Genomic DNA, 25432 nt, shown 5'->3' on the forward strand with positions numbered 1-25432 from the left:
CTCCCGCAGGAATCCTGAGTTTGAGAGCACAATCTTCTAAACCCAACCATTCGATACTATCAACTCTTAGGAGAGGATTTCTACCCTCAAGCACTTCTTTTCCGACAGCCATGAGCAACCAAGTTATGACATTAGGACGCAAAGCACCTCGTAGTGGAAAAAGTCGGACGAGAAACCAGGTTTCAGTTTGTTTCACCGAGGTTATTTTCCCCAACCAGCGAAACTGTCAGATGATGGACAACTCCATCACGCCAGAAGATATGCTGACTGGTCTCTTCATCCAGAAGCCTCCCATCGAGAATGCGAATGGTGCCATCGGCGTAATGGATGGTAATTTCATCATGTATGCCTAATTTCAAAACGACAGGTGTTTGGCAAACAAAGAAAATCAGCGAGCCAGCGGGCACAGAAAAGATTTGTGGTTCTCCCAAAACATCAATGTACGTAACCGTCCGTGGCTCACTCAGCAGTTCAGCAGGGTCGAGTAAGAAGCGGTTAAACGACAACCTGCCATCGACAAACTGCAACCCAACTTCTGCCTGACGGGTAAGAATTTCTTCCTTCACTGTACCGGTCATACCAGGCTGGCGAGCACCTCGCCCAGCAGGAGTATGAGAATATGGATCCGTAGGAAATGCTCCATATTCAGCAGGTGATTTCTGATATCCAAGCCCTGCACGAATATCAAAATAGGCTTTGCGCAAGCCCTCGCCACTGGGGGTATGTTGAAAACGCAGAGCATTCTCTTGTACAGCTAACAACAATTTGGAAACCATGTGCCAGTAAATGCTACCTAATCCCTCGTAAGCAAAGAAAGTACCAGAGCGTCCGGTAAATTCCGCGTGGCGGAAGGTACGTTCGAAGAGGTCAAGAATAGCATGCTGTTCATTTTCGACCAGGGTAGCAAATGCCAGTTCAGCCCTTAATTCTTCCAAAACCTTACGAACATCTTTCACGTTACGCAAATCACTGGCAAAGTGATAGAACCCATTGATGTCCTGGGTAAAGAGTCGGGTATCCCCAGCCCCAATCAACATAGCAGGCAACTTCAGATGATTGACCTCTTCAGGTTTAAGAGTGTTTTTTTGCAAGAAGGAAGGCAAGACCCTATCCGGATAGAGAATGTAAGAATGCTGGTCTGGGCGATAGAGAGCACTGTGGCGTAAACCGCGCAGTAATTCAAGAGATTCCTTGTCATCGAGCAGTCCAGAAGAAAGGATAGAAACCTGACCTTCAAGCATTTCATAAAGATGGTCAACATAAGCACTGTTATCTTCCAATCGCAGGAGATTGTACGAATGATAAAGTGCATCCTGACGACGGTTAGCTCGCAGGCTGTGCTCAATATATTTCTGGGCTAAGGCAAGAAATTCCTGTAATTCCCCAACCGGCAATTGAGCAAATGTTCCGGAAAAACCATTCTGATAAACATTCCAGCGGTAGATGCTGCCCGCTTCACCAAGAGCATCCATGATTTTCCGACGCTGAACAGGGGTAAAGGAATCTTCCAACGATGACTGGAACTGTTTTAGGACCGAGAAGATCGCCTTTAACCACTCAATCACCTCCATATGCACCGAAAACTCACCAGCTTCATCCCGAACAAGTTCACGGAAGAATTCAAGAAAACGACGTAAATAACCCAATGTAACCACCGATAACCCCCGTCCAACCAGTGCATTGTTGGCATCATTCCACTCAGGGCGTTGGGTATTCATCCAGATCCCCCCCTCAGGGACAAAGTTGACCAATTTTGCCAGCAAGAGGGTGAGTAGTTTTTCGGTTAGCGAGGCATGAATGATCTTCCCATCAGCATAGCGTAATAAGCGTGCATCTGTACCGTGCTTTTTCACTGCTTGCTGAATTTGTTTATGGAGCGTATGATCGAAAACGATGGTGTTGTAAGGGTCTTTCAGCAAATCATCATAGGGCTTAATACGATAGGGAACGTTGGCATAACTCAGACAGGGCTGGTTAAGTCGTTGCCGCAGTTGGCCGGGACGGAAACGTTCGCTGGCTTCAAGCAATTTCTGTAAGTAAATAGTCTGATGATCACTCCAATACCCAATGTTTGCCCAGGGGTTGTTTTCATCAGGAACTTCCCAATCCAGGCCGGCACGGTTGATACGGTAAGGATTGTAGCCGTCAGCGGTGGTTGCACACAAAAAGGTATCAATCATAGCCTCAATGTATTGAGGGAAAGAATAAGCCAGGGCTTCCCAATTCTGGAAGATATCACGCCAGTTGCCTTCATAATCAAGACGTCGTGTTCCGTTGGGATTTTTAATATTGATCGAGAAGCGATTCCAGGGACGACTGGGATCACCATGCCTGCGGCTGAAAGTAAGTGGCATATAAGTACTCAGTAATCGGCACAAGTTGGGGTCATTGCACTCTGCGGCGCGAGTTTGAAGATCAGCCAGATGAATTTTTTCTGAGAGGCTGGCAAAGAAACCGGCGTGGATGCGTGTCAATCCACGCTGATGAGTCTCCAAAAAACTGAGCAGGTCGGCTTTTTCAATCCAATATTGTTCGGCAAAAACCCCACCGCGCATGATGTTAAAAAGGACATTTGCAAAATGATGAGTACTCGCCAGCACGTTTTCGGTCACCTGCATGCCATCAGCACATGCAACCAATGTCTGTAAGGTTGAAACATTGAGGTTAATGTCTTGTTCAATGGCCTGACGTTGATCTTCGGCAGAGGTATTTTTGAGAAACGCACGCAATTTTGCCAATGAAGCATGGTCCTGGTTCACATCAGCGACCAGCATCCATGTACATTGCTGCCCAGAGTCCAGTTGCAGGCGAGTATGGACAAAGTATGCACCTCGCATACCGCGAATTTCTTTCTCTGTCTGGATGTCTCCACCAAATCGGAAGGAGTCCAACTGGCTGGAAGACAATAAAACGCTCAGAGGCACTAGTCCCACCTGAAAGACGGTATTTGCCGCAAGGGACTCGCTTGGCTCAGCCAAATCGGTAAGGCGGGAGTTGAGAGTGAACATCCCCAAACCCGTTTCTTCATCCAACTCACTACGTTTATAGGCATCGAGCAGGCAACTAAAGATATTTTGAGTATCAGAGGTTACATTCGCAGGCAGGATGTTTTGCAAGCCATCGAGGAATTCCACCTTACATGAAGTTAAACGGCTTGTGTTATCCAACCAGGAAGTTTTCACAAAGCCAAAGCGGTCACCCGTGCTCCATGCATAACGATAGGTCAATTCAAGGGAGTGATTAATTTCTTCAAAGACGATAGTCGTTCCCAAGACATTTTTATACAGATTGCGTTCAATGTGATATAACCGATCATATCGAATTGAAAAAGGCTCCCAGAGCCATGTACGATCTCCCCGTATGACACGGAAAATGGCTTTAGCCCCGGTATTTTCGTGATTTTCGGTTAGTTTATCTTCAGTGTAATAGGGAAACAAAGCCCGGTCAGCATTGCCACGTCCAGCTGTCAAGCCACCAGTAGATGCAATAAATAACCAGTGGTCTGCACCGCTAACAATGTTCATAAAAAACGGGGGCATAGCATCATAATGTTGTATCTTGTAAAAAGTCTCCCCAAATGCAGAGACAAAGCCCCCAACCGGTTGGTTAGAACGAGTGACAATTAAACCTTCGCCGACATATAAAGGGGAATTTGGGGAAGAAACCATAATAAACTCTCCAGCGGAAATAGTCTGTAAATCTATTGTAACCCGTTATGCGGAATCACAGTTTCGGATTTAGGGTTTCAGGTTTAATGTTTTTGGGGAAAAATCTTTATTCGTCCCGGAGAAAATGAGCCTGACCTGCTTTTCCGGCTATGAGTACAGTGCAAACATCCACAAAAAAGTTTGATTCCTCAAGTGGAATTTATTACAGAAAAATTCCTGTGATAATATCTAGGCATGAGTGAAAAAACAGTTGTTTTCATCACAGGTGTATCTTCTGGAATAGGGCTTGAAACAGCTTCTTTATTGCACCAGAAAGGTTTTAGGGTCATCGGTTCCAGTCGTCATCCAGAAAAACTCCCCCCCTTTCCCTTTCCTGTTTTTTCTCTGGATATTACTTCTGAAGAGTCGATTTGCACCTGTGTTCATCGAATTAAATCAGAGTTTGGTCAACTTGATGTGCTGATATGCAATGCAGGCATCATGGGACCTGTAGCCGCTGGAGAAGAATTAACCCCTGAAGACCTCTGGAAAGTATTCCAAACCAACTTCTTTGGCACAGTCAATATGATTCGCTGTGTCACCCCACTCATGCGAACACAAAAAGGGGGAAGAATTATTGTACTTTCCTCTATCGCAGGAAAGATTGGCGCCCCCCCTTTTTTCTCTGCCTATGCTGCCAGTAAACATGCTCTGGAGGGTTATGTTGAAACCATTGCCAAAGAACTGGCTCCATTTCATATCCATGTGACCCTGGTTGAGCCGGGATATTTCCATACCGCCATAGATCAATCCATCCAAACGCCGCCTAACCCCATTTCAGAGTATCAAACAAGACGGCATTTCACCTATGCTCTCCAACAATACGCCATTGAACATGGCAGACATCCTCAACAGGTTGCCTGCGCTATCCTCAACACCCTGCAAAAACCAAATCCGCCTTTACGAGTAGTGGTTGGACTGGATGCCAAATTCTTAGATACAGGAAGAAGGTACCTTCCAGATAGACTTTTCCAATTCTTCCTATCTCAGATGTTTAGTTGGAAAAAGGAAACCCAAAATCCAGTCACTCCCATACGAAAATTTTTGCTGAACAGCAAAATTGCAGACTATTCCTGGCACATCCTATTATTTGGGGCTCTAACGTTTGGCTTAGTCCAATTGATGAAACACATTTATAAAAAGGATACTTAACATGTTGAAAAATTCTATTCAGTTCCTCTGTATTTACAGCGGTTCAGCAGACCACATTAAGCCCGCTTACCTCGAAGCCGCCTACCAAACTGGGCAAATTCTTGCCCAAAGCGGTATCACCCTGGTTTATGGAGGTGGAAAAACCGGTTTGATGGGTGCAGTAGCAGAAGGTGCTCTAAAGGCAGGAGGCAAGGTGATTGGGGTCGTGCCGGAACACCTTAACAAGCCCTCTTTGATACACGATGGTCTGTCGCAATTGATTATCACCCCGGATATGCACACCCGGAAAGCCGAGATGAGCCGTCTGGCTAATGCTTTTATCAGCCTGCCCGGTGGTTTTGGGACAATGGAAGAATTTTTTGAAACTCTGACCTGGGCACAAATTGGACTTCATCAAAAGCCTATTGGGTTACTGAACACCAGCGGATATTACTCCCCCCTCCTTCGCTGGATTTCTCATGCCTTACAGGAAGGTTTTATTTACCCTGAACATATGGATTTATTTGTTGAAGACGAAGATCCACAGAAATTGATTTTGAAACTCACTCAGTTCAAAATTCCGCATAATCTCAACCGATGGGTTGAGCGTTAATGTGATATAATAAAAATAAACAAACCGGTCGGTATCTTTTTCTATGCAACAACGAAGTGAAGAAACTCGTCAAAAAATTTTACAGGCAGCCGAGGCGTTATTTGCCCAGAAAGGGTACGATGCCACTGGTGTAGCCGACCTTTGCGAAGCATGTGGAGTCAGCAAAGGTGCCTTTTACCATCATTTTCCCACCAAGCAAGCGGTATTTCTGGCTTTGCTGGAAGACTGGTTAAGACAACTGGATGAACAATTACAAAAAACGCTCAGTGGTCATCCCAACATTCCCGAGGGATTGATTGATCTTGCGAAATCCACCGACGCAATCTTTGCAGCTTCGAATACCCGAGCACGAATTTTCCTCGAATTCTGGATTCAAGCCACCAGACAACCTGAAATCTGGCAAGCTACCGTTGCCCCCTATCACCGTTATGTAGAACGCTTCACGCAACTTATCCGACAGAGTGAAATTCAGGGGGATCTTTCTCTGAAAAAGGATATTGACCCTCAAATAGTCGCCCGTACCATCCTTGCTCTGGCATTAGGGATGCTTTTACAAGCATTCTTCGACCCACAGGGAGAAAATTGGAGCCAGGTTACCGGAAAAAGCATTGAGTGGTTATTTGAGGCGCTTCAAAAAGGAGGCGAAAAATGAATCTGGTTACCGGCGCAACAGGACATTTGGGAAACGTACTGGTCAGGGAATTGGTTTCCCGTAGTGAACCCGTGAGAGCCCTGGTCTTACCCGGTGAAGACCTTCGTTCTCTGGAAGGTTTACCGATTGAAATTGTTGAAGGGAATGTTCTGGATCTCCCCTCACTGATTTCAGCCTGTCAGGGCGTGGACACAGTGTTTCATCTGGCAGGACTTGTTTCTATACTGGAAGAACATGAACCGATTCTGCGGAAAGTGAACGTTGAAGGCACCCGCAACGTGATTCAAGCCGTTCTTCAGACCGGGGTACGACGTTTGGTATACACCAGTTCTATCCATGCACTTACCCGTCCGCCTCATGGAGTCCTCATTCAAGAAGACTTGCCTTTTGATCCACAAAATCCGGCTGGCGCCTACGATCGTACAAAAGCAGAAGCCTCTATTCTGGTACTGGAAGCCGTCCAAAGGGACGGATTGGATGCTGTGATTGTCTGCCCCACAGGAGTGATTGGACCTTACGACTACCGTCGTTCAGAGGTAGGAGAGATGATTTTAAACTGGATGACCTCCAGACTGGATTATATTGTGAAGGGTGGCTTTGACTTTGTGGACGTACGCGATGTAGCAAGAGGACATATCCTGGCTCGTGATTATGGTATCAAAGGGCATACGTACATTCTCGGGGGAGAACAGATTTCTGTTACACAACTGCGAGCGTTGGTTAAGGAAATACGCGGATTGTTTGCTCCAGCACTCGAATTTCCGAAAGCCATAGCGTTTTGGTTCGCCTCTCTGGCAGAAATTTACTACAAAGTCACGCATACCCGCCCGAAGTTCACCCGTTACTCCATAGAAACGTTGTTGAGTAACTCTCAAATCAGTATCCAGCGGGCAAAAACTGAGTTGGGTTATGCGCCAAGAAAACTATCGGAGACCTTGCGAGACACTATCGCATGGTGGCTGGAACATTTCCGAAAAACGCGTAAATCGGTTCGAATATAAAAGTTAGTACCATTTTGATTTAGTCTTGAATTGCTTGCATTTTTGGACCCTTTCGTTTATTATGTTTTGCAAGTCAAGACTTTCGAGGTGCGCCATGACAACTTCTTTACACATTTTTTATGATTCCTGCCTCTGAAGAAGCGCTGGCGCATTTGGTTTCCTGTTTTCCCCTGTAAGCATCAAATAATCTATTGCCTCCGTTCCTCTGAGCAGAAATCATCTCCGGGTTTCAGAGCCTCTCTGAAGCAATGCTTTTTGATTCAGTTTGATAAAGGCTTATATGCGTTCAACCTCAAGAAAAATAAAGGTAAGGAGAGGTTTTAGCACTCTCCTCGAATTCTGTTGCCTTTGGATTATTGGAGATAAGGCTCATGATTAAAAAAACCTCCGCAAGACTGGTTTACCTGATCTTAAGTGGTGGAAATACTCTGGCGGATACCATTATGTTCACGGTGAACATGGTTTACTTCGTAGAAATTATCGGCTTAAGCCCTCTACAACTGGTTCTTGTCGGTACTGTTTTAGAGGGGGCTATCTTGCTATTTGAGATTCCCACCGGTGTGCTTGCTGACACCATTGGTCGAAAGGTTTCCATTGTTACAGGCTGGTTTATTATGGCTGGCGGCTTTCTCCTGGTCGGAATAGTTCCTGAATTGTGGGCGGTTTTCATCGGTCAGGTGCTTTGGGGACTTGGATATACCTTCACCAGTGGCGCTACTGAAGCATGGCTTGCCGACGAAATTGGGGAAGACCTGGTAGGTAAGATTAACATTGAAAGCGGTCAAATCAACCGTATTTTGGGATTAATCGGTTCTGCAATCAGTGTAGCCATTGCCAGTGTAGCATTAAACCTGCCGATTGTGATTGGCGGTTTGATGTACCTCTTTCTGGCAGTGTTTCTCCTCTTTACCATGCCAGAAACACAATTTACCCCGCGTTATAAGTCATCAAAAAGTTTGGAAACCCCATTTCAGTCTTTTATACAAACTTTTCAAGAGGGAGTCAAAGCAGTGGGCAAATCCCCCATCCTGTTAGCCCTCCTGCTGGTAGAACTTTTTATCGGAGCCGCAAGTGAAGGGTATGATCGTCTTTCCAGTGCCCATTTGTTAAAGAATTTTCAGATTCCCCCCATCGGAGCACTTCAGCCGGTTGTTTGGTTTGGCATCCTGAACATCACGGGGTCACTGGCATCCTTTAGCACGACCGCAATGTTCAGAAAGAAACTGGAGGTTATATCCCAATCTTATCAACTAGCGGCCCGATATCTTGTCCTCTTGCACAGTTTGGGTATTGCTATGGTAGTCATGTTGGCACTTACAGGAAATTTTTATGCAGCAATAGCCGCCATTCTAGTCAAAGGAGTAATGGGAGCGTTAATCTTCCCGTTATACAATGCCTGGCTGGTGCAAAATATCCTCCCAACCACACGAGCGACCGTTATCTCCATCGTGGGACAAGCCAACGCCTTTGGACAGGTTGTCGGGGGACCGGGAATCGGTGCTGTGGGTAATCGATCCCTGCGTTTAGCTATTTTATTGACGGCACTCCTGAGCATTCCTGCGCTTCCTCTTTATACATCGGCTCAGAAGAAGCAAACCGTTTTCAGTCCTGAGTCGACCCGATAAAATTTCCCCCTCATCTCTCAACTCACGTGAGATGAGGGGGAAATCTGGCTTTATAATCAGGTTTATGCTTTCAAAATTCTTCACCCATCCCGAAACATATAAAAGTCTCTCTCCTTCCGATTTGTGCCATACTTCTCTAGGTTGTCCATATTGCGGAAAAGTGCACACTATACCGATCGAGTTCGCTGCCGCAGAGCCTGGGGTTCTCGTTGGGGACGCCGTGAATGTCCTCAGAAGACATGCCGGCTCCTCTCTCGTTCCCCTTCTCTATGACCGCGCGATTGAGCCTCTCATCGCAGAAAAAGTCATTGCCCCATTACAAAACCAGGGCTTTTCTATTCACCCAATTGGGATAGGATCACCGGGTGTACTGCTGGATACCAGTGTTGAGTTAGCCCATGAAGCCATGGAACAAATCCCCTCAGCCGCAAGTTTTCTGATTGGGGCTGGTTCCGGGGTTATTTGCGACTTAACCAAATGGGTTGCGACTCAAACGCACCTTGAGTATGCCCTTATCGGCACAGCCCCTTCTATGAATGCGTACACTTCTATCACGGCTACCATTACAGAAGGCGAAGTAAAAATCAGCCATTTGCTTACCCCCCCAAAGGCAGTTCTGCTTGATGTAAACATCCTGAGAGATGCTCCTCAAGAAATGATTTGGGCTGGTTGGGGAGACTTAGCCGCGAGAGCAGTATGCAATGCAGATTGGAGACTTGCCAATTTTTTCCACGGGACCTATTTTTGCCCCTTCCCTTACGAACTCACCGAAAAATATCAGAACGATGTATTTGCCGTAGCATCCCAAATCACTCAACGCGATTTGTTGGCATTTCAACTCTTTGCTGATGCTATTCTTATCTCCGGTTATTCCATGACGCTTTTGAACGGTGAGACATCGCCTTCCTCCGGCTCAGAACATGTTCTGTCTCATTTTTGGGATTTTCTGAGCCACCACCGCGGACTTCCCAAAAACCTTCATGGGGTGCAGGTGGGTATTGGAACGCTAATCATGCTTGCCTTCTATGAGGCTTTCCGAAGCGTAAATCCCCATTCCCTCCAACCTGAAAAAATTCTCAAACACCGTAAATCTTTTGGAAGACTTGTCGATGAAAACCAACGCCTGTATGGAGACGCTGCCACACGCTTTAACCAGATTCTGGAAAAGAAATATCGAAAGGATGAAGAAATACTCCATCGAGTACAACGAGTGAAAATGCAATGGCAATTCCTGTGGGAGATTCTTGATCCCTATCTCACGCCATTCGAAAAAGTCAAACGTACTTTTATCGAAGCGGGATTTCCTGTGTCCCTGCAAACCATTCAGCGCAACAAGGAGGAAGTGCTCGAAGCCATGATTAAGGGACCTTTTTACCGCCCGCGGTACACAATTCTCGATTTGGCATGGGAATTAGGGGTGCTGGAGGACCTTGCTGAAGAGGCTTTGAAGCGAGTATTTTATCAAACCCGATAATAAAGAGTAAAAATATCGCTCTCGTTTTTAATCTTGAGTATAATCATATCAAGACTTTTCCACAGGAGATACACCTATGTCTCAAACGTTTGATATTGCCATCATTGGGGGCGGCATCGTTGGATTAGCCACCGCTATGGCACTCACGCAAAAATACCCCAAGCAATCCATCATCGTTTTAGAAGCAGAAAATCGTCTGGCGGCTCATCAAACAGGGAATAATAGCGGCGTAATTCACTCAGGGATTTACTACAAACCGGGTTCGTTAAAAGCCAAAAATTGCGTAGAAGGACGCACCGCCATGTATGAGTTTTGTGCTCAGCATGGAATTACTCATGAAAACTGTGGAAAGTTGATTGTGGCTACAGAACAAGAAGAATTACCGCGTCTTGACAGTCTCTATGAAAGAGGGATTGCCAACGGACTGACAGGTTTGAAGAAATTACGGGCAGAGGAAATCAAAGATTACGAACCCCACGCAACAGGAATTGCTGCCATTTTCGTTCCACAAACGGGCATTGTGGATTATATTGGAGTGACCAATGCCTATGCGAAAATTGTAAAAGAGAGAGACGGAGAAATTTGGACCGGCGCGCGTGTGATCGGTTTCCAGAACCGAGGAAGTGAATTTGTTCTTTCCACCCCCAAAGGGGAAGTAGTATGCAGAAACCTGATCAACTGCGCCGGTTTATATTCTGATCGGGTTGCAAGAATGTGTGGCGTCAACCCTGTGGTTCGAATTATCCCCTTTCGGGGAGAATATTATGAACTGGTACCCGAAAAACATCACCTTGTGAAAAATCTTATTTACCCTGTGCCCGATCCTCGTTTTCCATTTCTCGGGGTTCATTTCACCCGCATGGTAAAAGGAGGTGTGGAAGCCGGTCCCAATGCTGTGCTTGCCTTCAAGCGGGAAGGGTATAAAATGGGAGACATCTCACTGAGAGACTTGTCGGAGTTTTTGACATTTCGTGGTTTCTGGATTATGGGGTTCAAATACTGGCAAACAGCAGTGGGAGAGTTTTACCGCTCTTTGAGCAAGAAAGCCTTTGTCAAAGCCCTGCAGCGATTGTTGCCCGAATTGCAGGAAGAAGATGTGCACCGTTCTGGCGCAGGCGTGCGCGCCCAAGCCCTGGATCCCTCAGGTAAACTGCTGGACGACTTCAGTATCGCTGAAGGTCAAAGAATGATTCACGTCCTCAACGCCCCTTCTCCTGCAGCTACAGCGTCCATCAGTATTGGTAAAACGATTGCTGAAATGGCATCCAAAAATTTTTCGCTGGATTGATTGAAGAAACCAGAAATTAAGAGACTTTTGCTTTTTTGAGGGGAGAAAAGTTTTTTCTCCCCTCTTTCTTAAGAAAGCTGGGTGTACAAGAATAAACCTGTGGTTTGATTTGACTTTTTGATTTTCTTTTCCTATACTAATTCCATGCTCGCCCGGGTATATTCCTGTGCCGTCATTGGACTCGATGGGGTACTGGTCGAAGTAGAAGTAGATACTGGTCCAGGTCTACCGGGTATGGTGATTGTAGGATTGCCCGATACCGCAGTGCAGGAAAGTCGCGAACGGGTACAATCGGCCATTAAAAACACAGGGTTACTTTTCCCGCGAAAGAGAGTCACTGTCAACCTCGCTCCAGCCTCGGTGCGCAAAGAGGGCCCGGCTTATGATTTGCCGATTGCTCTGGGGGTCCTGGCAGCAAGTGAACAAATCCCTGTTGAAGCCTTTGAAGGCAGTTTGGTCATTGGAGAACTTTCGTTAGACGGTAGCGTACGCCATGTACGCGGGGTGCTTCCCATGGCAGCAGTCGCCAGGGAACAGGGCATTTCTCGCGTTTTTGTCCCCAAAGCCGATGCAGCGGAAGCCGCTTTACTTCCTAACCTTGAAGTGATCCCTGTAGAGTCTCTGGCCGAACTTGTGGCTCATTTGAAACACACCATCAGCATTCCTCCACATCCTCCTACCCAACCAGAAAATATCCCTATTGAAGTTGCCACCGATTTCAGCGAGATCAAAGGGCAGGAACATGTCAAACGGGCTTTAGAAGTGGCGGCGGCTGGAGGACATAATCTCCTGATGATTGGACCACCGGGCTCGGGAAAGACCCTTCTGGCAAGAGCCCTGCCGGCAATTTTGCCACAGATGACCATTGATGAGGCTCTGGATGTCACCCGGATTTATTCCGTTGCCGATCAACTCCCTGAGGATATTCCACTGATACGTTCGCGTCCTTTCAGGGCACCCCATCATACCATCAGCCATGCGGGATTGGTTGGAGGAGGGAATCAACCCCACCCCGGTGAAATCTCCCTGGCACACCGCGGGGTATTGTTTTTGGATGAACTTCCAGAATTTGGTTCCAGAGTCCTGGAAGTTTTACGCCAACCCATGGAAGATAAAATCGTCACCATTAGCCGTGCACAAGGATCCTTAACCTTTCCTGCCAACTTCCAACTAGTGGCGGCCATGAATCCCTGCCCCTGCGGGTATTACGGAGATCCGGTCAAACCCTGTACATGTTCGCCGGGCACTGTGGTTAAGTATCAAAAAAGAATTTCCGGTCCCCTGCTGGACCGAATTGACATCTTTGTCTCGGTACCACGGATTGATTACGAGAAATTAAGCGACCGCCGCGCAGGGGAATCGGTAGAAAGCGTACGAGAACGAGTGGAAAAAGCCCGAAGGCTTCAACGACAACGATTTGAAGCATCCAACGGCACTTCCTGCAACGCCGAGATGCGCCCTGCTGAAATTAGAAAGTACTGCACATTAAATAGCGCGGCCAGCAACTTGATGAAAACCGCCATGGTTCAAATGGATCTCTCCGCGAGGGCATATCATCGCATCTTAAAACTTGCCCGGACCATTGCAGACCTGGCAGACAGTGAAGAGATTCAGCCCATACACCTGGCAGAAGCTCTGCAGTACCGCCCAAAAGACTTATTCATTTGAGAGCGCAGAATTACCCTTCTTCCCCCTCGTCTTCCATTTTCTTGAGAATTTTCCGAAGGTGCTCTTCCCAAACATCCTCTAAGGGGATAAAAGGATTCTCCCTAAAATTCTTTGAAAGATTCTCGAAATATGCCTGAATCCCGGCTTCTGGCATCTGCCCGGAAAGTTCCTGAATTTCTTGAGAAACCTCCCGAATCAACTTCCGACTTTTTTGAGCCAGGTCCAGAACATCAAAATCGGTCTTAAAAAGGTAATTAACTCTTCGTAAAATTCCCAACCATGCCATGTAGTCATTTTCAATCCGAAGCGTTTGCTCAATATTCAGTAACGGAGACAAGTCATAATAAGGCACCATTGCATACATACCAATATAAGGGAGGTGTTCATCCCCCGCACGCTTGCACAGGTAAGAACCAATACTTACTCCTCCATGGTAATTAGTCAGCCGCAGGCTCAAATCCTCCACCTCTTGGTGCATTTCCTGAAGACTGTAACTACCGGAGATGTCCCGTTCCTTATCGTAAGGGAATTCGCCGTAAACGCCCCCTAAACCTATCATCTTTTGCACCCCGAATAACTTTGCCACTTTCAAAATTGCCTGCACATATTCTTCAACATTCAGATGAGGTTCATCTCCAATAAACACCAGAATGCTGGTTGTTCCCCGGTTTATGAGAAAAAAGTGATTCTCTGGCACCTCAAGACTCTGTGGAAACCCATTATGAAAATGAATCACCGGTCTAATTAAGTCATGAGTACCGGGGATTTGAAAAAGGTAATATCCATGGGGATTGATTTGCGCCACCAATTTCCCCTGATACTTTTCAATTAAATAAACCGGAAGCCCGGAAGAAACTGCTCCGGCATCCGCCCACTGACGCCACCCCAGGATCATGTATTGAGCCTGAGGTACTGGCTCCACTAAAATTTGAACTTCATTTCCCATACACCACCTCTCACTTCAAGTATACACTTCTTAAGAGATCTGTATTTTTATCTGGAATTTTCCTACCCAAGAAGGAGCAATATCATCTAAGTTTAATAAAAGACCCCTGCTCAATATAGCAGGGGTTCAAAGGTTGCCCTATCAAAAATACTAATCGTGTTTTTGTCCGTCGGGCATGATCGTTCCTGCCAGCGATTTGGCTCTCAACAAACGATGATCAGGGGCGTTCGTCCCGGTTAGATCTGCATCGGTTAGATTGGCATTGGTTAAGTCAACCGCACCAAGGTTGGCATCAATAAGATTTGCACCAGTAAGGTTGGCTTCTGATAAATCGGCTTCCGCCAGATTGGCTTCTCGCAGGTCTGCCCCGCGCAAGTCAGCCCCACGAAGATGCGCCCGCCTTAAATCTGCTCCAATGAGGACTGCATTCCTCAAATTGGCTCCGCCCAAGTTAGCATCAACCATCACTGCCCCACGCAAGTCCACATTAGAGAGATTGGCGCCAATCAAAGTCGCTCCTGAAAGCATCACCCCACGCAAATCCATACCGCTCAGGTCAATATGGCTTAGCCACAAAGGCTTGGGCTGGTTGAGCAAAATATAAATTTCATACCTTGAGAATTCTGCCATCTTGTGACTCTCCTGTTACAGCACAATTTTGAATTCTATATCTCCAGAGTCATCTTTATTATATGCTATCCCCTAAAATATACATCGTTAATTTTTTTCTTGATTAATCTTTTCCCAAATTCCATCCTGCAGCGCCATCCATCCAGAAAGCGGGTAAAGCAGGTCCCTTCTCTGCCACCCAGCCTGGATCCTTGAAAGGGTTTCACTCCAGCCTCTAATCCCGCTGAGAGCATCCTCTGCCTCTACATTGGAGGCTCCCACTGCAAGAGCAGCGTTCATGGCATCTACCGGAGAAAATCCTCTTAAGAAGGCAGCAAGAAAACCTGCAATCGTAGCATCCCCGGCACCAGTGGTTCCCATAACGTTGACCTGGAAACATGCGCCCCGAATTTCGCGGTTTTGCCATTCATCAAACGGCACAGGCTGCACTTTGCCAAAATCCATGGGGGACCAGTTTGAAGAAGTTTTCAAATATACTCCTTGATCCCCCATTTTGAGCAAGACTATTTTTGCCCCCAATGTAACCAATTCCTCACCCAACAGGCTCATCCGTTCTGGTGTTGCTATACGAAGTATGTTTTCCGAGGAAGAGGTGCGGTAAAACTCCTCCCATTCCTGTCTATGCAACATAAAAAGCAATTCTTCAAAACTGGGCGAAAAGATATCCACATAAGGTAAAAGACGCCCGAGAATTTCTCTCCAATCAACCTTTCCTCCTTCGGATTGGGGATCCGGTAAAGCCATATCCAGAGACGTGGTCAGTCCAAAGGATTTGACTTCACGGAAAATTTTCGTTAATTCCTCCCCACGATTCTGAACCATGCGCTTCATCACCGGAGGGTATCCAAAATGGAAGAGACTAGCCTGAGAAAGCCACGACTCATCTATATCCTCCATACCAAATTCATCATTAGCCCCAGGAGAATGGAGGAAAATACGATCAACCTCAGGGGCACTCAAGATGATGGAATAAGAAGTGGAGGAATACTTCTCTACCCTCAAACCCTGTGCCAATTGAACGCCGTATTGTTCTACCAGTTTACGGACAATCCAGCCAAAGGGATCATCCCCAATCCTGGCAATAAGGTGAACAGGAACACCCAAGAGATGTAAAGACAAGCCCGTATTGGATACAGGACCACCGGTGCACAACGCTACCCCTTTAGTCAAAATCAAGTGTCCGGGCTGAAGGAGTTTCATTAACTGCCCGGGCGGTAAGTGTGTCATATCCGGAAAAATATCCAGGCAAATATGCCCCGCTACAACCACAGTCTTCTCAATTGTGTTCATTTGCCAAGCCCTGAGGTATAAATTCTTTTTGATTATAGGGGATTTCTTTTAGAAGGCACTCTAATTTGCTGAATACTCAAGAAATATGCACCGCGATAATGAAAAGAAGCGCCTTTTCAGGCGCTTCAAGGCTGGGGGCAAAGGATTCGAACCTCTACAAACAGATCCAGAGTCTGTCGTCCTGCCATTAGACGAGCCCCCAATATAACCTCTCTTCGAGGTATTTGAGTGGCGAGGGTGGGATTCGAACCCACAACCAATGGCTTATGAGTCCACTGCTCCACCGTTGAGCTACCTCGCCAGAGCGATGTGTATTTTAAGACGAAGTGCTTAAAATGTCAATTCTTCAGGGCTGTTTTTTGAGAATTTTCTGCCGAGTAAGAAATGGGGTCAACATCCTGGCGTTGCTCGTCACCAACATTCTGAATCCCGCGAGGGTAATAGAATGTTTCTCTTAACTGGGGTGTCACCACGCCAGGATGACGATACCCTCTGTAGGTGCCCCAAAACTGCATCAAACGGAACCAAAATATAGAAGTGATGTCACCCAATGGAGTTTTTTGTCTCAAAGCATACCAAGTATCATAAAAAATGTTCTCTATGCTCAGCCGGAAAAAATCATACAAACTGAAATGGGCTTCAGGGAAAATCCGTTTGAACGCCATTGCTTCCCGTCGATAACGGTTATAAACCCCTTTAGGGGTTTCCTGATGGATATGAATAATTTCCGCTTCGGAGACATACGCTACCCGATACCCCTGACTTACTGCCCATTTTGCCCAGGCAACATCCTCTAATCCGGTAAGGGTTTCGTCGTAAGGATGCTTTTCCCAGAGAAAACGCCGGATAGCAGCATTTGCATTGTTACAGAACGGTGTGTTCTGTTGCCAATTGCTCTTTTCGGGAAACCACTGGTAGAAAATTTGTTTTTCCGAGAACTTTGCGGTTTGTGGTCCGCGTTGTTTTCCATAGGTCAAGCCCACCTGAGGATCGCTAAAAGGCTCCAGCAATCGTTCGAGCCAATCGGGATAAACAGGATAAACATGAGCACTGGCGATAACAATAAATTCTCTTGTGGACTCGGAAATGCCCAAATTCAATGAGCGCCCAAATGTAAATTCTCTGGATGGGATATGGCAAATTTTTGCGCCGTACGATTGTGCAATTGCCACCGTGGAATCGGTTGACCCCGAGTCCACCAGAATAACTTCAACATCTTGAACCGTTTGATGTCGAATGCCTTCCAATAGTCTGGGCAAGTGTCTTGATTCATTGAAAGCGCGGATCACAATGGAACAATTCACAAGCAACCACCCCGTCAAGTCAGGACTTAAAAAATTTCGAGACAACCCCTTCTTACCATAAATCATAAGGTTGTCTCTATATTATCGAGTAATATGGGGTGCCTGGACGGTTTCGAACCCTCAACCTCTTGATCCACAGTCAAGCGCTCTGCCATTGAGCTACAGGCACCATATTTTTGCGCGCATTATTTTATCATACCCTCTCGCTCTGTGCAAGAATTTGACGTACACGCTCACCGACATTCTCCACAGAGACAAGTTCCTGATTGCGCTGATGAAGGTCCTTCAAAGCAACCTGTCCAGCAGAAATCTCATCGGGTCCATAAATCACTGCAAAGCGAATCCCGGCGCGGTCAGCAAATTTCAATTGCTTTTGGAGTTTTGCCGCTTCGGGATACCAGACTACTTTCAACCCCTGCTCACGCAAGCGAGCCGCTAAAGCGAAGGACTGCGGCAACCGTTCAAGATCAAAAACAGTCACCAAAACTTGCGCAGGTGCAGTTTCAAGCGCCGGCAATTTGCCATACTTCTCTAATACCAGTGTGATCATCACATCTCCCATGGCAAACCCCACCCCAGGGAGCGGCTCTCCACCCACATTGGCTACGAGATTATCGTAGTGCCCTCCCCCCAGGATGGAACGTCCACCGTCCAGATCTTTTGCCTCGAATACTGTGCCGGTGTAATAGTCCAACCCACGAATGATTTGGGGAGCAAATTCAACATACTCGCGGATTCCCATTCCTTCCAACAGTTCAAACACGCGCTTGAGTTCGTCCGAAGTTTCCCAAAGGGATTCATTGACCAGCAAACTTTCCAGTCCGGATAATTGTTCCTGAGTAAGTCCAAAATCGAATGCATATTGTCGCCATTCTGGCAAAGGTAATTTTTCTTTACGGTCAATGAGGCGGAACACATCCCTTTTCTGGCCTTCTCGTATGCCCAAATTTTCCAGTTGAACATCCATCAGTCGACGATTATTCACAAGCAATTTGACCTGTTGCGAGGTCAAGCCCACACTCTTGAAAAATTCCACTGCCACCGCGAGCAGTTCTGCATCGGCTTCAATCGCCTGAGAGCCAATAATATCAATGTTCCACTGGAAAAACTCCCGTGTGCGCCCTTTTTGAGGACGTTCATATCGCCAGAAAGGGCCAAAAGACCACCACCGTAAAGGGTAAACCAGTTCATTCTGACGCTGGGCAACCATTCGGGCTAACGTTGGAGTGAGCTCAGGACGCAGAGCAATATAATCGCCTCCGCGATCCTGAAAAACGAAGGATTGCTCATTGACCAGTTCCTCTCCTGATTTTGCGGCATATAAGTCAACTCGTTCCAGGAAAGGACCCTCGTATTCCTGATACCCGAACTTTTCAGAAACCTCCCGGATTCTGGCATACAACCAGTTTCGAACTGCCATGATTTCCGGATAAAAATCTCTTGTCCCTTTAACAGAAGGCACGATTGCTTTCATCTTGACTCTCCCGTTCTAGATTTTAACATGGAAATCCATTATTCCGAATTTTCCATTGGGTATTCTGGGGTAAAATCAATAAAAATTTCTGTGTGGATGAACCATATGAATCTGAATGAACTTGCCGAGTTAATCAACGGTAAATACCTTAATCAAACTACGCCCACTCTTAAGGAAATTAAGGGAGCGTTTGCCGCAGATTTAATGTCAGATGTGCTGGCAACCATCCAGCCCCATGCGGTGCTGATTACTGGCCTATGTAACCCTCAAGTTATTCGGACTGCAGTGATGGCAGATATCACTGCAATCGTCTTTGTACGGGGGAAACAACCGCCACAGGAAACCATTGATCTGGCAGATGAAGAGTCCATTCCCATTATTTCCACCCCAATGGGAATGTACGAAGTGTGCGGCAAGTTATATGTAGCGGGGTTGTCCAGCCTTGAACAGGTTGTCAATCCGGATGAATGTGATTGCGGGTAACGGTTGATATGAGTGCCGAACCTCCTCTCCGAAAAACGCTGACCGATCAGGATATCCAGCAAATCACCCGTACAGAGGAACTGGCATATGAGTTAAAGGTGGAGGAAGTCATGAGCCGGGATGTTAAATGTTTGCATCCCGACATGCTCATGCACCAAGCCCTGGAGTTATTTCGAAATGAACGCATTTCTGGTGCTCCAGTCACCTGTGACTCAACCCTTTGTGGGGTTCTCAGTATGGAAGACTTAATCCGATGCCTCCTGAACCAGGACCTGGATGCCAGAATTTCTGCATATATGACCCCCAACCCATTTTACATTCACCCCGCTGACCCGGTAATAGAAGCCTTGAAATTATTTGTCTCCACAAGACACGGGCGGTTGCCGGTCATCGATCAGGACCGGAAAGTTGTGGGAATCTTAACCAAGGGCGATATTACAGTAGGACTGCTGAAGGCGCTTCAAAAAGACTTTCAAGCCGAGGAAATTCGCAGATACCGTGCCAGCCACTTATTTGAAGATATTGTTTCGGATCGCACCAGTCTTATTCTTCGTTACCAAATCAAACCCCGCGATTTTACACATGGAGGCGCCGCATCCAGTAACATCAAGCGGGCTCTTCTCCGCCTTGGCGCAAGCCCAAACATTGCTCGACGTTGTGGAATTGCCGCTTACGAAGCGGAAATGAATCTCATCATTCATACAACAAACGGGGGCGTTATCCGCGTTGAAATCGAACCTCACCAGATCACCCTGGAAGCGACCGACGATGGGCCAGGCATACGCGATATTGACCTCGCTATGCAACCGGGTTATTCGACAGCCACAGAGGAAATTCGCGAATTAGGATTTGGAGCGGGAATGGGGTTAGTCAATATTCGGCGATGTGTGGATCAATTCCGCCTGGAATCCACCTGGGGTAAAGGTACTCGTCTGAGAGTAAGAATTTTCATGAATCCGGAAGAATCATCAAAAAGCACTTCAGAAAACGAAAGGGAGAACCGATGAACCTGACACTCGGACAGATTGCCAAGACGTTAAACCTGGATCTTCTCACCCAATCGGTGGATTGGGAAGAAATTCGTCCCACTGCTGGGTACACGTCAGATATGTTGAGTTGTGTTATGGCTGGCGCCCCTCATCGGAGTATCTGGATCACTTTACAGGCTCACATGAATATCATTGCTGTGGCTGCCTTGCTGGAACTTTCTGCAGTAATTATTACCGAAGGCGCACAACCTGAACCCAATACCATTGAAAAAGCCAATGAAAAAGGAGTTATTCTGTTCTCCACCAAAGCCAGTTCTTTTGAGGTCGCTGGGCGTTTATGGGAGATGGGATTACGCGCTGTTTCCTCTGAGGAATGAACCTTTTTCATGAGTACATTCATCAGAGCAGAGTTTCACATTCACACAGTTTTATCCCCTTGCGCGGATATCGAAATGATTCCGCCTTTGATTGTGGAACAAGCCTTAAGTCGAAACATTCATCTTATTGCTATTACCGACCACAACCACACAGCCAACATCGAAGCGGTTCAGAAGGCCGCCGAAGGTACCCCCTTAAAAGTTCTCCCTGGAATGGAATTACAAACTTCTGAGGAAGTCCACGTTTTGTGTTTATTCGAGAAACTGGAGCAAGCCAAAGCCTTTCAGAAAATTGTTGATGAGCATTTACCCAATTTGGAAAATAATATTGATTTTTTCGGAGAACAGTTCGTTGTAGATGAAACCGGCGATTTCCTTCGCAGAGAAGAACGACTGCTTCTTACTTCAACCAGCCTAAACTTACACCAGGCATGGGAAGAAGTCCAGGCTTTAGGAGGACTTTTCATTCCTGCACACGTTAACCGGAAAGCCTTTGGATTGCTCCCTACACTGGGAATGATCCCTCTGGATACACCCATTGAGATAGTAGAAATTTCCCGAGACCTTCCCAAGGAAAAAGTTTGTGAACTTTATCCACAAATCTGCTCCACACCATTCATTCAAAGCGGTGATGCCCATTTTCTGGACGACATTCTGGGGTGGAATCATCTCTGGATACCGGAAATTTCGTTGAAAGAAATTTCGCTGGCCATTCAAAGCCTTTCTCCGCAACGACATCAGATTATTTCTGATTAAGTTTTTACCGATATTCGTCCGGTTTCATCTGAATTGACAACTCTCATTTGTTTATATGACATTTGATAATTGACCACTCTTGTTTTGAAAGGGTAAACTCATGTAGGTTTTCAAGAGATATTTATATATTTTGTATCCAATTTATGCATTCGGAGCAACTTATGCTGAAATCCATTACCGTACCTGAAAATGACCCCATTGCGATCGAGGAAAAACGCGCCATCATAGATCAAATCTTAGAGCAAAACAAGCACTTGCCCGGCGGTTTAATGGTGATTTTAAACGAAGTCCAAAGCCAGATAGGCTTCATCTCCGAGCCCATGCAACAATATATTGCCAACAAACTGCATGTGCCGGTAAGCACCGTTCACGGTGTGGTATCCTTTTATTCCTTCTTTACCACTACCCCCCGAGGTAAACACACCATTAAGTTTTGTATGGGAACTGCCTGTTATGTCGGCGGCACCCCTCAACTGATTGAAAAAGCCAAACAAGTCTTGGGAATTGATCCGGGGGAAACGACACCCGACGGACAGATTACTCTTGAACTATGCCGTTGTGTGGGGGCTTGCAGTCAAGCCCCGGTGATTGTGGTGGATGAAGAAATTCAGGGACGCGTTCGCCCGAACAAGTTCCCTCAACTGCTCAGACTGATTCAAGACGAGCAAAAGGGGTCGTGAAAGAACTGGCTTTACACTTACTGGATATTGCTCACAACAGTGTTTCGGCAAATGCACGAAACATTACGATTGAGGTTGTAGAAGATACTCGATCTGATTTACTCACCCTTGTGGTGAAGGACGACGGCAAAGGCATGGACGCCCAAATGGTTCAACAGGTTGTCGATCCATTTGTAACCAGTCGAACGACCCGGAATGTAGGACTGGGCATTCCCCTGCTGAAAGCCGCGGCAGAAGCCTGTGGAGGTAATCTGGAGATTCATTCCACCCCAGGTAAGGGTACCGAAGTCATTGTTACCTTTCAACGAAGCCACATTGACCGCATGCCTCTTGGAAACCTTGCAGAAACCTTCTTCACCCTGGTGGTAGGATGTCCAGAAGTCCACTGGAAATTTGTCTACCAGGTGGACGACAATCAGTATGAATTTGATGACACTTTGGTTAAACAGGAACTTGGTGACGTCCCACTGTCGGACCCTCTGGTACTGAACTATTTACGTGATGAATTGGAATCCGGCATTAAGACGCTCCAGGCATCCTTTTCAGAAATCTCATAAGCATGAGGAGCCATGTATGGACAGGGTAAAAAGCCTTGAGGACCTGAAGAAACTTCGCGAACAAGCCCTTGAGAAGCGAAAATTAAAAACAGCATCAGGGGAAGTACAAATTATTGTGGGAATGGGCACGGTTGGTATCGCTGCTGGAGCCCGTGAAACCTTGAAAGCCATTCTAGAATTCATCGAGAAGGAAAATCTCTCGGGAATCACTGTACGTCAGACCGGCAACATTGGCTGGGATTCGTATGAACCGATTGTACAGGTGGTCATTGGGGATCAGCCCAAAGTTACCTATGGCAAGGTTACCCCTGATGTGGCTATTCGCATCATGAAAGAGCATGTTCTCAACGGACAGGTGGTCAAAGACTTCATGCTGGAAGGCTAAAGGTTTGCCGCCTCGTCCAGAACTTAACAAAACAGAAGGTGGTTTATTATGGCATTTTACCGATCCCATGTACTCGTATCGGTAGATCCTGAGTGTGTGAAACGGGGCGCTCATCAAATTATTGATGCGTTGAATGATGAGTTAGTCGCTCAGGGTCTTATCGATGAAATTCAGGTGCTGGAAACTTCAAGAATTGGCGATCCTGTTTTATTTGGTCCTGATATCATCGTGTATCCCGAAGGGGTACATTATGCCTGTTTGAGCCCCGACGATATTCCATATCTGGTAGAGGAGCACTTCCTGAAGGGGAGGATTGTCGAGAAGTTCCGCGCTCAGGAAAAGAAAATTGTTGATGAGGAACTTGGAGCTCCAAAAGCCAAAGAGGTGCGGGTCGTTTTGCGCAATTGTGGCGTCATTGATCCCAACAACATCGAGGATTACATTGCCGAAGATGGATACATGGCGCTGGCAAAAGTGCTCTCTGATATGACTCCGGAGCAAGTGATTGACGAAGTCACCCGTTCAGGATTGAGAGGACGTGGTGGTGCCGGTTTCCTTACAGGACGAAAGTGGCAGTTCTGCCGCAATAGTCAGGCGGACATGAAGTATATCGTCTGCAATGCAGATGAAGGAGATCCGGGGGCCTTCATGAACCGTCGGGTGCTTGAATCTGACCCGCACTCGGTTATTGAAGGCATGATCATTGCGGCATATGCCATTGGAGCGCGGCAGGGTTACATCTACTGCCGGGCAGAGTATCCATTAGCGGTAAAAACGCTGAATATTGCCATTAAGCAAGCCAGAGAATTTGGCTTTTTAGGCGAAAATATTCTCGGCACCGGGTTCTCTTTTGACCTGGAAGTTCGGCAAGGGGCGGGTGCTTTTGTATGCGGTGAGGAAACTGCCTTGATGGCTTCCATTGAAGGGCGGCGCGGCGAACCCCGTCCCCGCCCGCCATTCCCGGCTGTCTCCGGTTTGTGGGGTAAACCCACAAACATCAACAATGTAGAAACCTATGCAAACGTCCCGCAAATCATCCTCAAGGGAGCTGATTGGTTTGCCAGTATGGGCACCGAGAAGAGCAAAGGAACAAAGACCTTTGCCCTGGCTGGGGATGTGAAACATACCGGCTTGATTGAGGTACCTCTGGGAATCACCCTGCGGGAAATCGTCTATGATGTTGGCGGTGGCATCAAGGATGACAAAGGCTTCAAAGCCATTCAAACCGGTGGACCCATGGGTGGATGTCTTCCGGCAGAGTTTTTAGACCTGCCAGTAGACTACGAGTCGCTCACCCAGGCAGGCTCGATTATGGGCTCCGGTGGAATGGTAGTAATGGACGAAGAAACCTGCATGGTGGACATTGCCCGCTTCTTCATGGAATTCACCCAGGAAGAGTCCTGCGGGAAATGCACGCCGTGCCGAATTGGCACCCGTCGCCTTTTGGAGATTCTTACCCGCATTTGCGAGGGCAAAGGCGAAGATGGCGACATCGAACGTCTGGAAGAACTTTGCGATCAGATTCGCACGGCAAGCTTGTGTGGACTTGGGCAGGGGGCACCGAATCCGGTTGCCAGTACATTGAAGTATTTCCGTCACGAATACGAAGCCCATATTTATGAGAAACGCTGCCCTGCAAAGGTATGCCGTGCACTGATCACCTATGAAATCGTTCCTGAAACCTGCACAGGTTGTACCGTTTGCGCGCGCAACTGCCCTGTGAATGCCATTACAGGTGAAAGAAGACAACCCCACAAGATTGACCCGGATATTTGTGTGCGGTGTGGGATTTGTATGCAAGTCTGCAACTTCAACGCGATTGTCATCAACTAAGGAAACCCTCGAAGGCGCTCGAAAAGGGCGCCTTCGTGCTTTTTTCCATCCAATCACCATGTATTCGTCGGGAGGAACAGGCACATGTCAAATGAACAACCCAACGGGAAAAACATCCTTGAAATTGTGCGTCATGCTGTTGAAGTTCACGGCAAAACACGCGAGGAACTAATTCCCATCCTGCAAGAAATTAACAGACAATACGGGTTCATCCCCTCTCAGGGATTAGAAGAGGTTGCCCGACTGCTTCAGATTCCCAAGAGCCAGGTGTTTTCAGTGGCTACGTTCTATCATATGCTGAACGTCAAAGAGATGGGACGGCACATTATTTTATTTTGCGAAAGTGCCCCCTGCCACGTTGTTGGTGGTCGAGAAGTGTGGAGACGTCTGAAGCAGGAATTGAAGATTGATGCCGGCGAAACCACTCCCGATAAGAAGTGGAGTCTGGTGACTGTTTCCTGCCTGGGAGTTTGTGGGGTTGGACCTGTTATTGTGATTGATGAAGACATGTATGGAAACGTAACCCCTGAGATGATTCCTGACATCTTGGCGCGGTATAACTAAGGAGG

At 46.9% G+C, this 25432-nt stretch carries 23 protein-coding genes and 3 tRNA genes; 17 read left to right on the forward strand and 9 right to left on the reverse strand.

What is annotated here, in order from left to right:
* Positions 1-182 precede the first annotated feature (182 nt).
* Positions 183-3668: a 1,3-beta-D-glucan phosphorylase, GH149 family gene (locus ANT_RS08805; RefSeq protein ID WP_013560163.1), complete on the reverse strand. Its 3486-nt coding sequence runs from the start codon at positions 3666-3668 to the stop codon at positions 183-185.
* A 234-nt stretch (positions 3669-3902) separates the two neighbouring features.
* Here ANT_RS08805 and ANT_RS16340 point away from each other — a divergent pair, with 234 nt between their 5' ends.
* The 8 genes from ANT_RS16340 (at position 3903) to ANT_RS08845 (ending at position 13159) form a co-directional block, all read left to right on the forward strand.
* Positions 3903-4859, forward strand: a complete 957-nt coding sequence (locus tag ANT_RS16340; protein WP_013560164.1) for an SDR family oxidoreductase — start codon at positions 3903-3905, stop codon at positions 4857-4859.
* A gap of 1 nt (position 4860) precedes the next feature.
* Entirely contained in the window at positions 4861-5451 is a 591-nt protein-coding gene (locus tag ANT_RS08815; protein WP_013560165.1) for an LOG family protein, read from the forward strand.
* Between the two features lie 43 nt (positions 5452-5494).
* A complete protein-coding gene (locus ANT_RS16345) occupies positions 5495-6103 on the forward strand; it encodes a TetR/AcrR family transcriptional regulator (protein ID WP_013560166.1) in 609 nt (202 codons plus the stop codon).
* Complete coding sequence (locus ANT_RS08825; protein ID WP_013560167.1) at positions 6100-7104, forward strand: SDR family oxidoreductase; 1005 nt, start codon at positions 6100-6102, stop codon at positions 7102-7104. The genes ANT_RS16345 and ANT_RS08825 overlap by 4 nt, the downstream gene beginning before the upstream one ends.
* 371 nt (positions 7105-7475) lie before the next feature.
* Positions 7476-8729, forward strand: coding sequence for an MFS transporter (locus ANT_RS08830; RefSeq protein WP_013560168.1), 1254 nt, complete (start codon positions 7476-7478; stop codon positions 8727-8729).
* Between the two features lie 220 nt (positions 8730-8949).
* Positions 8950-10203: an iron-containing alcohol dehydrogenase gene (locus ANT_RS08835; RefSeq protein ID WP_041454865.1), complete on the forward strand. Its 1254-nt coding sequence runs from the start codon at positions 8950-8952 to the stop codon at positions 10201-10203.
* Positions 10204-10279: 76 nt separating this feature from the next.
* A complete protein-coding gene (gene lhgO / locus ANT_RS08840) occupies positions 10280-11491 on the forward strand; it encodes an L-2-hydroxyglutarate oxidase (RefSeq protein WP_013560170.1) in 1212 nt (403 codons plus the stop codon).
* A gap of 144 nt (positions 11492-11635) precedes the next feature.
* Positions 11636-13159, forward strand: a complete 1524-nt coding sequence (locus ANT_RS08845; protein ID WP_013560171.1) for a YifB family Mg chelatase-like AAA ATPase — start codon at positions 11636-11638, stop codon at positions 13157-13159.
* A 10-nt stretch (positions 13160-13169) separates the two neighbouring features.
* Here ANT_RS08845 and ANT_RS08850 read toward each other — a convergent pair whose 3' ends face one another.
* From ANT_RS08850 to hisS, 8 genes are all read right to left on the reverse strand, one after another.
* Positions 13170-14105 (reverse strand): PAC2 family protein, encoded by a 936-nt coding sequence (locus ANT_RS08850; RefSeq protein ID WP_013560172.1) that lies wholly within the window; start codon positions 14103-14105, stop codon positions 13170-13172.
* A 150-nt stretch (positions 14106-14255) separates the two neighbouring features.
* Entirely contained in the window at positions 14256-14735 is a 480-nt protein-coding gene (locus ANT_RS08855; RefSeq protein WP_013560173.1) for a pentapeptide repeat-containing protein, read from the reverse strand.
* Between the two features lie 87 nt (positions 14736-14822).
* The gene (locus tag ANT_RS08860; protein ID WP_013560174.1) at positions 14823-16025 is read right to left on the reverse strand and encodes a carbohydrate kinase family protein; all 1203 of its coding nucleotides are present in this window, start codon (positions 16023-16025) and stop codon (positions 14823-14825) included.
* A gap of 131 nt (positions 16026-16156) precedes the next feature.
* A tRNA-Gln gene (locus ANT_RS08865) sits at positions 16157-16227 on the reverse strand.
* A 27-nt stretch (positions 16228-16254) separates the two neighbouring features.
* Positions 16255-16326: transfer RNA gene (locus ANT_RS08870), tRNA-Met, on the reverse strand.
* Between the two features lie 37 nt (positions 16327-16363).
* Entirely contained in the window at positions 16364-17395 is a 1032-nt protein-coding gene (locus tag ANT_RS08875; RefSeq protein WP_081460228.1) for a glycosyltransferase family 2 protein, read from the reverse strand.
* Between the two features lie 28 nt (positions 17396-17423).
* Positions 17424-17498 (reverse strand) — tRNA-His (locus ANT_RS08880).
* A 24-nt stretch (positions 17499-17522) separates the two neighbouring features.
* Entirely contained in the window at positions 17523-18803 is a 1281-nt protein-coding gene (gene hisS / locus ANT_RS08885) for a histidine--tRNA ligase (RefSeq protein ID WP_013560176.1), read from the reverse strand.
* Positions 18804-18908: 105 nt separating this feature from the next.
* Between hisS and ANT_RS08890 the strand changes: the two genes are divergently transcribed.
* The 9 genes from ANT_RS08890 (at position 18909) to nuoE (ending at position 25427) form a co-directional block, all read left to right on the forward strand.
* Positions 18909-19286, forward strand: a complete 378-nt coding sequence (locus tag ANT_RS08890) for a DRTGG domain-containing protein (protein WP_041455493.1) — start codon at positions 18909-18911, stop codon at positions 19284-19286.
* Positions 19287-19294: 8 nt separating this feature from the next.
* Positions 19295-20293: a CBS domain-containing protein gene (locus tag ANT_RS08895; protein ID WP_013560178.1), complete on the forward strand. Its 999-nt coding sequence runs from the start codon at positions 19295-19297 to the stop codon at positions 20291-20293.
* The gene (locus ANT_RS08900; RefSeq protein ID WP_013560179.1) at positions 20290-20652 is read left to right on the forward strand and encodes a DRTGG domain-containing protein; all 363 of its coding nucleotides are present in this window, start codon (positions 20290-20292) and stop codon (positions 20650-20652) included. Before ANT_RS08895 ends, ANT_RS08900 begins: the two co-directional genes overlap by 4 nt.
* A 9-nt stretch (positions 20653-20661) precedes the next feature.
* Entirely contained in the window at positions 20662-21408 is a 747-nt protein-coding gene (locus tag ANT_RS08905; protein ID WP_013560180.1) for a PHP domain-containing protein, read from the forward strand.
* 161 nt (positions 21409-21569) lie between these two features.
* Positions 21570-22088, forward strand: a complete 519-nt coding sequence (locus ANT_RS08910) for an NADH-quinone oxidoreductase subunit NuoE family protein (protein WP_049784868.1) — start codon at positions 21570-21572, stop codon at positions 22086-22088.
* Positions 22085-22645 carry an ATP-binding protein gene (locus ANT_RS08915; RefSeq protein ID WP_013560182.1) on the forward strand — a complete coding sequence of 187 codons (561 nt, stop codon included), beginning with the start codon at positions 22085-22087 and terminating at the stop codon, positions 22643-22645. The genes ANT_RS08910 and ANT_RS08915 overlap by 4 nt, the downstream gene beginning before the upstream one ends.
* 16 nt (positions 22646-22661) lie before the next feature.
* Positions 22662-23030 (forward strand): (2Fe-2S) ferredoxin domain-containing protein, encoded by a 369-nt coding sequence (locus tag ANT_RS08920; protein WP_013560183.1) that lies wholly within the window; start codon positions 22662-22664, stop codon positions 23028-23030.
* Positions 23031-23078: 48 nt separating this feature from the next.
* Entirely contained in the window at positions 23079-24863 is a 1785-nt protein-coding gene (nuoF, locus tag ANT_RS08925) for an NADH-quinone oxidoreductase subunit NuoF (protein ID WP_013560184.1), read from the forward strand.
* 84 nt (positions 24864-24947) lie between these two features.
* Positions 24948-25427 carry an NADH-quinone oxidoreductase subunit NuoE gene (nuoE, locus tag ANT_RS08930; protein ID WP_013560185.1) on the forward strand — a complete coding sequence of 160 codons (480 nt, stop codon included), beginning with the start codon at positions 24948-24950 and terminating at the stop codon, positions 25425-25427.
* Positions 25428-25432 lie beyond the last annotated feature (5 nt).

Source organism: Anaerolinea thermophila UNI-1 (genome assembly GCF_000199675.1).
Classification (GTDB): domain Bacteria; phylum Chloroflexota; class Anaerolineae; order Anaerolineales; family Anaerolineaceae; genus Anaerolinea; species Anaerolinea thermophila.

Coding starts and splice junctions, on each gene's coding strand:
- ANT_RS08805 (WP_013560163.1), bottom strand. CDS start 3,668: ATGGTTTCTTCCCCAAATTCCCCTTTATATGTCGGCGAAGGTTTAATT.
- ANT_RS16340 (WP_013560164.1), top strand. CDS start 3,903: ATGAGTGAAAAAACAGTTGTTTTCATCACAGGTGTATCTTCTGGAATA.
- ANT_RS08815 (WP_013560165.1), top strand. CDS start 4,861: ATGTTGAAAAATTCTATTCAGTTCCTCTGTATTTACAGCGGTTCAGCA.
- ANT_RS16345 (WP_013560166.1), top strand. CDS start 5,495: ATGCAACAACGAAGTGAAGAAACTCGTCAAAAAATTTTACAGGCAGCC.
- ANT_RS08825 (WP_013560167.1), top strand. CDS start 6,100: ATGAATCTGGTTACCGGCGCAACAGGACATTTGGGAAACGTACTGGTC.
- ANT_RS08830 (WP_013560168.1), top strand. CDS start 7,476: ATGATTAAAAAAACCTCCGCAAGACTGGTTTACCTGATCTTAAGTGGT.
- lhgO (WP_013560170.1), top strand. CDS start 10,280: ATGTCTCAAACGTTTGATATTGCCATCATTGGGGGCGGCATCGTTGGA.
- ANT_RS08845 (WP_013560171.1), top strand. CDS start 11,636: ATGCTCGCCCGGGTATATTCCTGTGCCGTCATTGGACTCGATGGGGTA.
- ANT_RS08850 (WP_013560172.1), bottom strand. CDS start 14,105: ATGGGAAATGAAGTTCAAATTTTAGTGGAGCCAGTACCTCAGGCTCAA.
- ANT_RS08855 (WP_013560173.1), bottom strand. CDS start 14,735: ATGGCAGAATTCTCAAGGTATGAAATTTATATTTTGCTCAACCAGCCC.
- ANT_RS08860 (WP_013560174.1), bottom strand. CDS start 16,025: ATGAACACAATTGAGAAGACTGTGGTTGTAGCGGGGCATATTTGCCTG.
- ANT_RS08875 (WP_081460228.1), bottom strand. CDS start 17,395: ATGATTTATGGTAAGAAGGGGTTGTCTCGAAATTTTTTAAGTCCTGAC.
- hisS (WP_013560176.1), bottom strand. CDS start 18,803: ATGAAAGCAATCGTGCCTTCTGTTAAAGGGACAAGAGATTTTTATCCG.
- ANT_RS08890 (WP_041455493.1), top strand. CDS start 18,909: ATGAATCTGAATGAACTTGCCGAGTTAATCAACGGTAAATACCTTAAT.
- ANT_RS08895 (WP_013560178.1), top strand. CDS start 19,295: ATGAGTGCCGAACCTCCTCTCCGAAAAACGCTGACCGATCAGGATATC.
- ANT_RS08900 (WP_013560179.1), top strand. CDS start 20,290: ATGAACCTGACACTCGGACAGATTGCCAAGACGTTAAACCTGGATCTT.
- ANT_RS08905 (WP_013560180.1), top strand. CDS start 20,662: ATGAGTACATTCATCAGAGCAGAGTTTCACATTCACACAGTTTTATCC.
- ANT_RS08910 (WP_049784868.1), top strand. CDS start 21,570: ATGCTGAAATCCATTACCGTACCTGAAAATGACCCCATTGCGATCGAG.
- ANT_RS08920 (WP_013560183.1), top strand. CDS start 22,662: ATGGACAGGGTAAAAAGCCTTGAGGACCTGAAGAAACTTCGCGAACAA.
- nuoF (WP_013560184.1), top strand. CDS start 23,079: ATGGCATTTTACCGATCCCATGTACTCGTATCGGTAGATCCTGAGTGT.
- nuoE (WP_013560185.1), top strand. CDS start 24,948: ATGTCAAATGAACAACCCAACGGGAAAAACATCCTTGAAATTGTGCGT.